Here is a 10,873-nt window from a genome sequence, read left to right on the forward strand (position 1 = left end):
ACGCATCCGTGGCCGACGGGCCGCCGGCCACGGATGCGTCGCCAGGCGACGCCGCGGGCGCGCTGGCGGCCCCCGGCGCGGTCGGCGACCCCGCAGGCGGAGCCCCTGCCCCGGGCGGGCGCGCCGGAGCCGGAGTCTCACCGCCCCGGCGCCAGTCCCAGCCGTCGGTCACGTCGGTGCCTCCCAGTCCGTCCCCGGATCCCGCGCCGCGTCGCCCGGCCACCGACCGGCACGGTCGCGGCTGACGGGATACCGCCTCCAGGATTGCACGGATGCACGCGGTGGAGTCAGCGGTTGCCACCGGTGATCGCTGGGGGCGGAGGCGCGGCTGCGCCGCTCGGCGGTCGCCTCTACGCTCACAGTGCCAACCCGCCCCGCACCACGCACCGCCCCCGGAGGTGCCCCATCGCCACGGTCGCCGGTTCCGGCAGTTCGACGACCCAGGCTCAGCAGTTCGCCGAGTCGTACGTCACCGAGGATCTCGTCCTGCGCACCGCCCGCAGCCTGGCCCACGAGGTGGGCCTCGACGCGGTCACCCCCGGGGCGGGAGCGGCGCTACGGCTGCTGGCCGCGGCCGGCAACGCCCGGGCGGTGGTGGAGATCGGCACCGGCACCGGGGTGAGCGGGCTCTGGCTGCTGCGCGGCATGCGCGCCGACGGCGTGCTCACCACCATCGACGTGGAGGTGGAGCACCAGCGGATCGCCCGCCGGATCTTCTCCGAGGCCGGCTTCGCCGCCGGTCGCACCCGGATCATCACCGGTCGCGCGCTGGACGTGCTGCCCCGGCTCGCGGACGGGGCGTACGACCTCGTCTTCGTGGACGCCGAGGCGACCGGCTTCCACGCCTGCGTGGAAGCCGCGTTGCGGCTGCTGCGCCCGGGCGGCGTGCTCGCGCTCAACGGCATGCTGGCCGGTGGCCGGATCGGTGACCCGGCCGCCCGGGACGCGGAGACGGTGACGGTCCGCGAGACGATCAAGGCGGTCCGGGAGTCGGAGCACTGGATCCCGGCGCTGCTCCCGGTCGGGAACGGGGTGCTCGCCGCCGTGAAGTGCTGACCCTGGTCAGTCGACGCTGGCCAGCCAGCGCAGCAGCGAGCGGACACCCCATCCGGTGGCGCCGCGGCTGACCTCGGCCTGGTCGCTGTCCGCCCAGGACGGGGCGGACATGTCCAGGTGCAGCCAGCGGTCCCGCAGGTCGCCGGTGAACTCGCGCAGGTAGAGCGCGGCCAGCACCGACCCCGCCCCCTGGGCCGGCGCGCTGTACAGGTCGGCGATCTCGCTGCCCAGGTACTCCACGTAGTCGGTGTGCAGCGGCATCCGCCAGGCCGACTCGCCGGCCGCCTCGGTCGCGGCCAGCACGTCGGCGGCCAGCTGGTCGTTCTCGCTGTACAGGGCGGCGGTCCGCTTGCCCAACGCGACGGCGTTGGCCCCGGTGAGGGTGGCCAGGTCGACCAGCAGGTCCGGCTCGAGCTGCCGCACCGCGTACGCCAGCGCGTCGGCGAGGACCAGCCGGCCCTCCGCGTCGGAGTTGGTCGTCTCGCTGGTCGTCCCCCCGTAGTGCCGGACGACGTCGCCGGGGCGGAACGCCGAACCGCTGACCATGTTCTCCGCCAGCGGGGCCAGCGTGGTGACCCGGACCGGCAACCGCAGCGTCGCGGCGCCGAGGGTTGCCGCCACGACCGCCGCGGCGCCGGCCATGTCCTTGCGCATCAGCTTCATCGCCGGCACCGGCTTGATCGAGATCCCGCCGGTGTCGAAGGTGATGCCCTTGCCGATCAGCACCACGTGCGTACGCGCGTCGGCCGGGTGCCAGTCCAGCTCGACCAGGCGGGGCCCGCTGGCCGAGCCGCCGCCCACGGCAAGGATCCCCCCGAAGCCCTCGGCGGCCAGCTCGTCCGGCCCTCGGACCCGCAGACGCAGGTCCGGCAGGTCGGTCGCGGCGGAGGCCACCTGGTCGGCGAACCACTGGGGGTTCTTCACCGAGGAGGGGGTGTTGGTCAGGTCGCGGGCGAGGCGGGTCATGGCGGCGGTGGTCCGGGCCGTGGCGATGGTGGCCTCGTGCGCCGCCGGGTCGGTGAGCAGCAGGTCGACCGCGTCGAGCGCGGCACGGTCGCCGGCCTCGGTGAGCCGGAACCGGTACGAGGCGAGCAGCAGCCCCTCGGTCAACCCGCGGACCACGGCCGTACCCGCGTCGACCGGCAGCGCGATCGTGATGTGTGTCTCATCCGCGGCGGCGCGGGCCAGGGCCGCTCCGGCGGTTCGCCAGGCCGCCTCGCCGCCGTCGCCGATGCCGAGCAGCAGCAGCCGGCCGGGGGTACGCCCGGGACGCAGCTGGGCGTGGATCTCGCCGGCCCGGCCGGCCAGCCGGGTGACCGGCACCAGCGCGGCGGCCTCGTCGGCGGTGCCGTCGGGCAGCGCCACGGCGGTCGGCGCCGGTTCGGCGGACGCCTCGCCGTCCGCTGCCGGATCGGCGGGACGGACGGGCAGGACGAGGACGTCGAGCCGGTCAGGCTCGACGATCGGTCGGATGGCGAGCACGCGGAACCGTACCTCCAGAAAAGTGTCGCGCGGAGCGGGACCGCGCCCGTCTGTCCGCGCAGATGAAGACCCTGAGCCACCGGCGATGCCGGTGGCTCAGGGACCGAGGAACGCTCCGGGCGGTGTACACCGCCCGGACCACTCCTCACTCAGCCGGCAGCCGCCTTCAACGCGTCACCGAGCGCGTTGGCCTCGTCGGGAGTCATCTCGACGACGAGCCGGCCACCGCCCTCCAGCGGGACACGCATGACGATGCCCCGGCCCTCCTTGGTGACTTCCAGCGGACCGTCGCCCGTCCGCGGCTTCATCGCCGCCATGTTGTCTCCCCTCAGACCTACACCAGGGTCGGTGGGTTGCCCCACAGCCACTTCGTCACGACCACCCGCAACCGTCGCGGGGGTGTCGATTAACGATTTTCCCTGATGAACACCGCCGGACCCAAACCGGAGCAGCATTGATGTAACAGCATCTAGCTTATCTTGAGAAGGCCTGTCACAATGTGCGGTCATGCAGGCACGGTCGGCACTCTTCGACCTGTACGGCGACCACCTCCGACCGCGGGGTGGCCGGGCACCGGTCGCCGCCCTGGTCAAGCTACTGGCGCCGTTGGGAATTGCGCCGCCGGCAGTGCGCACCGCCGTGTCCCGGATGGTGCGCCAGGGCTGGCTCGATCCGCTCCGGTTGGCGTCCGGGCCGGGATATTCGATCACACCGAAAGCCGCCCGACGTCTGGACGAGGCGGCGGCCCGGATCTACCGGACCGGCCGGGTCAGCTGGGACGGCCGGTTCGATCTGCTCGTGCTGGAGGCCCCCGGCTCCCGCCGGGACCGACAGCGGCTCGCCGCCAACCTCAGCTTCCTCGGCTACGGCACGCTGGACGAGCAGACCTGGGTGGCCACCCGGCCGGCCGAGGACGTCGACCTGCTGCTCGCCGAGGCCGGCGTCCGGTTCGAGCGGTTCACCGCCTCGCACTTCTCCGGCACCCCGGGCGCGATGGGCGTGGTCCGCCGAGCCTGGAACCTCTCGGAGATTGGCCGCGCCTACGAACGGTTCGTCGCCGACCAGCGCCCACTGCTCGGCGCGGTGACGGCCCGCAGCAGTGACGAGGAGGCGTACGCGGCCCGGTTCCGGCTCGTGCACGCGTGGCGTACCTTCCTGTTCCGGGACCCGCAGCTGCCCCCGGCGCTGCTGCCCGAACGCTGGCCCGGCACGGCCGCTGCCAGCTTCTTCGACCGGCACGCGGCCCGCCTGCGTCCGGCCGCCGACCGGTACGTCGAGCAGTGCCTCGACGCCGGCAACCGCATCGTCCGACAGAAGGGTCGTTAGACACGTGACCGAGCCGTTGCTGGTGGACCGGACCGACGCCGTCGTCACCCTCACGCTCAACCGGCCGAAGGCGATGAACGCGCTCGACGTGGCGCTCAAGGAGGCGCTGCGGGACACCCTCGCGGAGCTGGAGAGCGACCGTTCCTGCCGGGCGGTCGTGCTGGCCGGCGCGGGCGGCTCGTTCAGCGCCGGGCAGGACCTGCGCGAGCACGTGTCGACGCTGGAGAATTCCGCCAGCGACCCGCTGGGCACCGTCCGGGCGCACTACAACCCGATCGCCGCCCGGCTGGCCAATCTGCCCAAGCCGGTGGTGGCCGCGGTGCGGGGGATGGCCGCCGGGGCGGGCGCCTCGCTGGCGTTCCTCGCCGACATCCGGATCGGCGGCCCGACCACCAGCTTCCTGATGGCCTTCGCCAAGGTCGGTCTCGCCGCCGACACCGGCGCGTCCTGGACGCTGCCGCGGCTGGTCGGCCACGCCAAGGCCATCGAACTGCTGATGCTGGCCGAGCCGGTCCCCGCCCAGGAGGCCTGCCGGCTGGGGCTGCTCAACCGGCTGATGGACGACGACGAGCAGGTGCTGCCGGCCGCGCAGGAGCTGGCCGCCCGCCTCGCCGCCGGCCCGACCGTCGCGTACGGGGCGATCAAGCGGCAGCTCTCCATCGCCGACGCCGGCACCCTCGCCGACGCGCTGGCCGCCGAGGCGCAGGCCCAGTCCATCTGCGGCGCCACCACCGATCACCGGGCAGCCACGCTCGCCTTCGTCGCGAAGCAGAAACCGGTCTTCGAGGGACACTGAACGCGATTCGCACCCCGCCCTTACCGTCCTCGAACACGGGCCGCCTAGCGTCGCCCGCATGACCGATCGTGAAGCGGTGGCGCACCTGCTGCGCCGGGCCACCTTCGGGCCGACCGCCGACGAGGTGGACGCGGCCGAGCGGGCCGGGCCGGCGGCGACCCTGGACCGCCTCCTCAACCCGAACCGGGCGGACCGGGGCGCAGCCGCCACCCCGGTCCCGGCGTTGCCCCCGGACCCGTACGCCGCGCTGAGCAAGGAATCCAGCCGCGAGCAGCGGCAGAAGGCCAACACCGAACGCCGGGAACAGCTCCAGCTGCTGACCTCCTGGTGGCTGGACCGGATGGTGGCGGCCGAGGACGGGCTGAGCGAGAAGCTGCTCTTCTTCTGGCACGGGCACTGGGCGACCAGCGCACAGAAGGTCAAATCGGCGCGGCTGATGCTGGGCCAGTTGGAGACGCTGCGCCGGCACGCCCGCGGGCCCCTGGGCCCGTTGGTCGCCGCGATGGTGCGCGACCCTGCCCTGATCCTCTGGCTGGACGGGCAGAAGAACACCCGCAAGGCACCGAACGAGAACCTGGCCCGCGAGCTTATGGAGCTCTTCACCCTCGGCATCGGCAGCTACACCGAGGCCGACGTGAAGGCCGGCGCGCGGGCACTGACCGGCTGGGTGGTGGACCGGCGCACCGGCGTCGCACGGTTCGAGGCCCGCCGGCACGACCCCGGGGAGAAGACCATCCTCGGGCGTACCGGCCGGTTCGACGCCGAGACGTACGCCGGGCTGCTGGCCGCCCAGCCGGCGGCGGCGACGTTCGTGGCCGGTCGGCTCTGGTTCCGCTACGCCGGCTCCGACGTCCCGCCGCCGGCCGGTCTGGCCGGTGCGGACACCGTCGCCACCCTCCGCACGCTGTTCTCCTCGCCGGCCTTCGCGCAGACCCGGGGCACCCTGGTCAAGCAGCCGGTGGAGTGGGTTGTCGGCGCGCTACGGCAACTCGGCATTCGACCGTCCAAGCTGCCGGAGCAGCAACGCAAACAACTGCTGGCCGGCCTGAACGCGCTGGACCAGGTGCCGCTGCGGCCGCCCAGCGTGGGCGGCTGGCCGGCCGGCGCCGCCTGGCTGACCACGTCGTCGTTGCAGGCTCGGCTCCGGACGGCCGGGATGCTGGCCGCCGCCACGGCACCGGCGGTGCTGGCCCGGCTGACCGCCGCACCGGTCGCCGGCCGGCCGGACGCCCTGGCCCGGCTGCTGGTGGTCGACGCATGGGGTGCGCGGACCCGCGCCGCCCTGACGCCGCTGGCCGGCGAGCCCCGAAAACTGTTGGCGGCCGGCCTGGTCAGCCCCGAGTACACCGTCAGCTGAGCGGAGGAGTCACGATGGACACCCTGACCCGCCGGAAGTTCATGCTCGCCAGCGGAGTGGTCGGCGCGAGCGCGCTGGCCGCCGGGGCCGGCGCGTACGGGCTGCGGGACCTGCTGGACACCGCCGGGGACCGCGATCCGCGGTCCCGCACGCTGGTGCTGGTCACCCTCTACGGCGGCAACGACGGCCTGAACACCGTCATCCCGTACGGGGACCCGGCCTACCGGGCGGCCCGCCCGGAGCTGGCGTACCCGGACGACGAGGTACTCCGGTTGGACGACGACTTCGGGCTCAACCCGGCGCTGGCCGGCCTGCACCAGCGCTGGTCCGGCGGCGGACTGGCGATCGTGCGCGGGGTCGGCTACCCGAAGCCGGACCGCAGCCACTTCCGCTCGATGGACATCTGGCACACCGCGCAACCGGATCGGCCGGGCAACACCGGCTGGTTGGGTCGCTGGCTGGACGGGGCGGGCGGTGATCCCCGGCTGGCGGTCTCCTTCGAGCCGGCGCTGCCGCCGCTGCTGGCCGGGGCGCGGAGCGCGGGCGCCGCGGTGCCGGTCGCCGAACGGAAGGCCGCCAAGGGCCTGCCAGCGGAGACGCTGACCGCGTTCGCCGCCCCCGAGGCGGGTGAGTCGGCGGCCCGGGGCCGTGCCGCCGCCTGCTTCGCCGACCTGCGGTCGGTGGACGAGATGATCCGCCAGGTCCGCGACTCCGCGGAGACCGACGAGGCGGACCCGGACGGCGAGCAGGCGCCCGCGACGGCCACCGGCGGGGCACGGACACCCCTGGACGCCCAGCTGGATCTGGTCGCCCAGTGTGTCGAGGCCGAGGTGTCCACCCGGGTCTTCTCGGTGTCCCTGGGCGGGTTCGACACCCATGCGGACGAGAAGCAGTTGCAGGCTGTCCTGCTGGGCCAGGTGGACCGGGCGTTGACCGGGTTCGCCGACCGGATGAGCCGCACCGAGGCGGGGCGGAAGGTGGTCGTGGCGGTCTACTCGGAGTTCGGTCGCCGCGTCCGGGCCAACGCCTCGGATGGCACCGACCACGGCACCGCCTCGGACCTGCTGCTCCTCGGCGCCGGAGTGCGCGGCGGCTGGCACGGCGCGCCGCCCAGCCTCACCGACCTCGACGACGGGGACCTGAAATACACCACGGACTTCCGGGACGTCTACGCGACGCTGCTGGAACGGGTGCTGGACACCGACCCGGGCCCGGTGCTCGCCGACTGGCGAGGGCGGCTGGGCGGCCTGTTCTAGGGTCTGTGTCGAAGCCCCTGGCCGGCCTGCGGCGGGCCCAGGCCTCGGCTCGACCGAGGACTTCGACACAGACCCTAGTCGTCCTCTTCCGGGTCCTGGTTGGCCTCCGCGCCCAGCACGAACGCCTGCATGGCCATCTCGTCGCCGGACGGCGACACGAAGGCGGGCAGCTCACGCGGCCCCAGCTCCTGCACGTAGGACCAGAAGAGCCGGACCGCCTCGGCCGGCGTGCCGGCCTCGATGGGCAGGTCGAGGCTGACCAGCCAGGTGCGCCGGGCCGGGGGCGGGCCGAGCCGGTCGGCCAGCGCCCGGAAGGCCGCCGGGGCCAGCGCGGTCACCGGCCCGTCGAGCGAAAGCCGGCCGGCCGGCACCGGCTCGTCGAAGGCCCGCCGGGTGTACGCGACGACGAGCGTCTCGGGCTCGACCGGGGACTGCGGGTCGTCCGCGTCCTCCCGGTGGCGCCGGACCGGCGCGGCGACCCGGCCGAGCGCGACCAGCCGGGGCGGCGAGTCGGCCAGCACCGCCACCTGGTCACCGGGGCCGGGCCGGGCGACGCCGGTCAGGCCGGTCATCTCCAGCGTGTCGTGGTGCACGAGCCGCTCGGCCTCGTACCGCTCGGCCGGCAGCAGCACGGCCCAGGTGCCCGTGCCGTCGGCGTGGCCGGCCTCGCCGGCCCGGTGCGCGGTCTCGGTCGTCATGCCTGCCATCCCATCACGCTGCCGGTGGGAGCGTGACGTGGCAGCCGACGATGTGATCGTCGACCATGCCGGTGGCCTGCATGAGCGCGTACGCGGTGGTCGGGCCGACGAACCGGAAGCCGCGCTTCTTGAGCGCCTTGGCCATCGCCGTCGACTCGGGGGTGATGGCCGCGAGCTCGGCGAACGAGGCGGGACGGGCCGGCCGGGCCGCCGGGGCGAAGGACCAGAGCAGCGCGGACAGCCCCTCGGGCACCTCCAGGGCGGCGCGGGCGTTGGCGATCGCCGCCTCGATCTTGGCCCGGTTGCGGACGATGCCGGCGTCGGCGAGCAGCCGGGTCACGTCGGCGTCGCCGTAGCGGGCGACGGTCGGGATCCGGAACTCGTCGAAGGCCAGCCGGAACGCGGGGCGCTTGCGCAGGATGGTCAGCCAGGACAGGCCGGACTGGAACGCCTCCAGGGTCATCCGCTCGTAGAGCGCGTCGTCGCCGTGCAGCGGCCGCCCCCACTCGGTGTCGTGGTAGACGGCGTAGTCGGGGGTGCTCGCTCCCCAGGCGCAGCGTGGCAGCCCGTCGGCGCCGATCACCAGGTCAGTCACCTCGTACACGCTAGGGCATGCCGCCGACAGCCCCGGGTCGCGCTCCTACGTCGGGCAGGCCCCGTTCGCGGTCAGGGCAGCCGGCCCTGCTCGACCAGACGGGCGAACCTCTTCAGCGCCTGGGTGAGGCTGACCTTGGAGCCGGGCCAGAGCACCGGCCACGCCAGCTGACCGGCCCGGCCGCCCGGGACGTGGAACCACTCGTGCCAGACCACCTGGGTGCGGTCCCGGGCCATCTGGGTGCAGCGCAGCACGCCCGGACCGCGCAGCAGCCGGCCGCAGTGCACCACGTTGATCTCGTACGGCTCGTCGACCCGGACCACCCGCATCTCGTCGCGCAGCACCAGCGGGCCGAGCGTGGTCACCGCCTCGACCAGGCTGCCCTCACGGCCGTCGCCCTCGACCACCGCCACGCGGGTGAACGGGATCCAGTCGGACTGACGTTCCCAGGCGAGCAGCGCCGCGAAGACCCGCTCCGCCGGGGCGTGGACGATCACCGTGGCGGTCACTTCGCCGGCACCGGGCTGGGCGGCCTCGCGGAGATCGTCGGCGCCCTCCGGGCCGGTCACGCCGACTCCGACCGAACCACCGCTCCGTGCTGCTGTCCCGCCTCGCCGGCCGGAACGTCGTCGGCCGGGTCGTCGTCGGCCGGCACGTCGTCGGCCGGCGCCACCCCGTCGGCATCGGCCGGTGAGGACGTGGCGTCGGGCAACGGGCCAGCGCCGGCCGAACCGACCGGGACGGCGCCGGATGCGACGTCGCCGTCCGACCCGGCCTTCGCCTCCTCGGTCGTCGCCACGCTGGCGGACTGCTCCCGGGCCTGGCGCAGCACGTCCGCGTCGGCGGTGCGGCCCTCGCGCAACGCGATGACCTCCGCCTCCAGCACGTTGATCAGCTCCGACTTGTAGCCGATGTCGTAGGCGGCCCGGCGCATCGCCTGATCGACCTGGGCCATCCGGTACCCGCGCAACCCGGTGTCGAACCGGACGGCGCCCACGTCGGACTCGCGCAGCGGCCGGCTGCCCGGCAACGGCACGGCCCGCGAGTCCGGTTCGGCGGGCACCAGACCGGGATCACGGCCGCTGACCAGCACCGTCACGCCGAATACCACCGCCGCGACGGTCAACGCCACGACCAGGAGGAGCAGAAGCTGACCCATGCACTGATCGTGGCACGACGACCGGCCGTGAGCGAGCCCGCCACCCACCCCGATCATGATCAGCGCCGACGCCACCCGGCGCTCCGGTCGGCCGACCGGCTAGCGTCGGGACCGGCCGGCGCGGCGGCGACGGTGCGGACTCTCAGGAGGCGGGCATGAGCGGTGCGCTTCGGCTGGGTGGGCGGACGTTCGCCCCCGGCGAGCTCGTGGTGATGGCGATCGTCAACCGCACGCCGGACTCGTTCTTCGACCGGGGCGCCACCTTCGCCGCCGACAGCGCGCTGCGCGCTGTCGAGCGGGCCGTCACCGAGGGCGCGGCGATCATCGACATCGGTGGGGTGAAGGCCGGCCCCGGGGCAGAGGTGGACGTTCCCGAGGAGATCCGGCGCACGGTGGGCACGATCGCCGCCGTCCGGGCCGCGTTCCCGGAAGTGGTGATCTCCATCGACACCTGGCGTGCCGAGGTGGCGGTGGAGGCCGTGGCCGCCGGCGCCGACCTTCTGAACGACACCTGGTCGGGCGCCGACCCAGCGCTGGCCCGGGTGGCCGCGGAGACCGGCGCGGGCCTGGTCTGCTCGCATGCCGGCGGGCTGGTCCCGCGGACCCGACCGCACCGGGCCGCCTTCGACGACGTGGTCTCCGACGTGGTCGCGACGGTGACCGGGCTCGCCGAGCGCGCGGTGGCGGCGGGGGTACGCCCCGACGGCATCCTCATCGACCCGGCACACGACTTCGGCAAGAACACCCGGCACTCCCTTGAGATCACCCGCCGGCTGGACGAGTTGACCGGGACCGGCTGGCCACTGCTGGTGGCACTCTCCAACAAGGACTTCATCGGGGAGACGCTGGACCTGCCGGTGGCCGAACGGCTGGAGGGGACACTCGCGGCGACGGCGGTCTCCGCCTGGCTCGGCGCCCGGGTGTTCCGGGCCCACCAGGTCGCGCCCACCCGTCGGGTGCTCGACATGGTGGCCACGATCCGTGGTGACCGACCGCCAGCGGTGGCCCGCCGGGGCCTGGCCTGACTGTGAGGCTGGCCGGGTTGGCCCGGAGGTGATGGGCTGATGGTCGGCAGTAGTGGACGTGACTCTTGGCCTGACTGGCTTTGTGCCTTCGAGAGGACTTGTCCGTCCGCTGCTGCCGGCGCC

12 protein-coding genes are annotated in these 10,873 nt (G+C 74.2%); 6 read left to right on the forward strand and 6 right to left on the reverse strand.

The window, feature by feature from the left end; genetic code table 11:
• Window positions 1-405: 405 nt before the first annotated feature.
• Entirely contained in the window at window positions 406-1,056 is a 651-nt protein-coding gene (locus DKT68_RS04880; protein ID WP_269089831.1) for an O-methyltransferase, read from the forward strand.
• Window positions 1,057-1,062: 6 nt separating this feature from the next.
• Here DKT68_RS04880 and DKT68_RS04885 read toward each other — a convergent pair whose 3' ends face one another.
• Window positions 1,063-2,538, reverse strand: a complete 1,476-nt coding sequence (locus tag DKT68_RS04885; RefSeq protein ID WP_109816226.1) for a leucyl aminopeptidase family protein — start codon at window positions 2,536-2,538, stop codon at window positions 1,063-1,065.
• 149 nt (window positions 2,539-2,687) lie between these two features.
• On the reverse strand, window positions 2,688-2,855 hold the full coding sequence (locus tag DKT68_RS04890) for a DUF3117 domain-containing protein (protein WP_007455245.1): 168 nt from the start codon (window positions 2,853-2,855) through the stop codon (window positions 2,688-2,690).
• A gap of 190 nt (window positions 2,856-3,045) precedes the next feature.
• Between DKT68_RS04890 and DKT68_RS04895 the strand changes: the two genes are divergently transcribed.
• Genes DKT68_RS04895 through DKT68_RS04910 form a run of 4 tightly spaced genes read left to right on the forward strand, consistent with a single transcriptional unit; the run spans window position 3,046 to window position 7,273 of the window.
• Window positions 3,046-3,864: a PaaX family transcriptional regulator gene (locus DKT68_RS04895; protein ID WP_109816227.1), complete on the forward strand. Its 819-nt coding sequence runs from the start codon at window positions 3,046-3,048 to the stop codon at window positions 3,862-3,864.
• A 4-nt stretch (window positions 3,865-3,868) separates the two neighbouring features.
• Window positions 3,869-4,660, forward strand: a complete 792-nt coding sequence (locus DKT68_RS04900) for an enoyl-CoA hydratase-related protein (protein WP_109816228.1) — start codon at window positions 3,869-3,871, stop codon at window positions 4,658-4,660.
• 58 nt (window positions 4,661-4,718) lie between these two features.
• On the forward strand, window positions 4,719-6,017 hold the full coding sequence (locus DKT68_RS04905) for a DUF1800 domain-containing protein (RefSeq protein WP_109816229.1): 1,299 nt from the start codon (window positions 4,719-4,721) through the stop codon (window positions 6,015-6,017).
• A 14-nt stretch (window positions 6,018-6,031) separates the two neighbouring features.
• Entirely contained in the window at window positions 6,032-7,273 is a 1,242-nt protein-coding gene (locus tag DKT68_RS04910) for a DUF1501 domain-containing protein (protein ID WP_109816230.1), read from the forward strand.
• Window positions 7,274-7,347: 74 nt separating this feature from the next.
• Here DKT68_RS04910 and DKT68_RS04915 read toward each other — a convergent pair whose 3' ends face one another.
• The 4 genes from DKT68_RS04915 to DKT68_RS32515 all read right to left on the reverse strand — a co-directional run bounded on the left by DKT68_RS04915 (window position 7,348) and on the right by DKT68_RS32515 (window position 9,725).
• Window positions 7,348-7,971, reverse strand: coding sequence for a hypothetical protein (locus DKT68_RS04915; protein ID WP_109816231.1), 624 nt, complete (start codon window positions 7,969-7,971; stop codon window positions 7,348-7,350).
• A gap of 13 nt (window positions 7,972-7,984) precedes the next feature.
• On the reverse strand, window positions 7,985-8,566 hold the full coding sequence (locus DKT68_RS04920) for a DNA-3-methyladenine glycosylase I (protein WP_109816235.1): 582 nt from the start codon (window positions 8,564-8,566) through the stop codon (window positions 7,985-7,987).
• Between the two features lie 71 nt (window positions 8,567-8,637).
• Window positions 8,638-9,135: an SRPBCC family protein gene (locus DKT68_RS04925; RefSeq protein ID WP_109816232.1), complete on the reverse strand. Its 498-nt coding sequence runs from the start codon at window positions 9,133-9,135 to the stop codon at window positions 8,638-8,640.
• On the reverse strand, window positions 9,132-9,725 hold the full coding sequence (locus DKT68_RS32515) for a DivIVA domain-containing protein (RefSeq protein WP_109816236.1): 594 nt from the start codon (window positions 9,723-9,725) through the stop codon (window positions 9,132-9,134). Before DKT68_RS32515 ends, DKT68_RS04925 begins: the two co-directional genes overlap by 4 nt.
• A 155-nt stretch (window positions 9,726-9,880) precedes the next feature.
• Here DKT68_RS32515 and folP point away from each other — a divergent pair, with 155 nt between their 5' ends.
• Window positions 9,881-10,750: a dihydropteroate synthase gene (folP, locus tag DKT68_RS04935; RefSeq protein WP_109816233.1), complete on the forward strand. Its 870-nt coding sequence runs from the start codon at window positions 9,881-9,883 to the stop codon at window positions 10,748-10,750.
• The last annotated feature ends 123 nt before the right edge of the window (window positions 10,751-10,873 follow it).

This window comes from Micromonospora acroterricola, from assembly GCF_003172955.1.
Taxonomy (GTDB): Bacteria; Actinomycetota; Actinomycetes; order Mycobacteriales; family Micromonosporaceae; genus Micromonospora; species Micromonospora acroterricola.

Bases quoted from the DNA above. Each gene is read 5' to 3' on its own strand.
- DKT68_RS04890 (WP_007455245.1), bottom strand. From the start codon at position 2,855: ATGGCGGCGATGAAGCCGCGGACGGGCGACGGTCCGCTGGAAGTCACC.
- DKT68_RS04895 (WP_109816227.1), top strand. From the start codon at position 3,046: ATGCAGGCACGGTCGGCACTCTTCGACCTGTACGGCGACCACCTCCGA.
- DKT68_RS04905 (WP_109816229.1), top strand. From the start codon at position 4,719: ATGACCGATCGTGAAGCGGTGGCGCACCTGCTGCGCCGGGCCACCTTC.
- DKT68_RS04910 (WP_109816230.1), top strand. From the start codon at position 6,032: ATGGACACCCTGACCCGCCGGAAGTTCATGCTCGCCAGCGGAGTGGTC.
- DKT68_RS04915 (WP_109816231.1), bottom strand. From the start codon at position 7,971: ATGACGACCGAGACCGCGCACCGGGCCGGCGAGGCCGGCCACGCCGAC.
- DKT68_RS32515 (WP_109816236.1), bottom strand. From the start codon at position 9,725: ATGGGTCAGCTTCTGCTCCTCCTGGTCGTGGCGTTGACCGTCGCGGCG.
- folP (WP_109816233.1), top strand. From the start codon at position 9,881: ATGAGCGGTGCGCTTCGGCTGGGTGGGCGGACGTTCGCCCCCGGCGAG.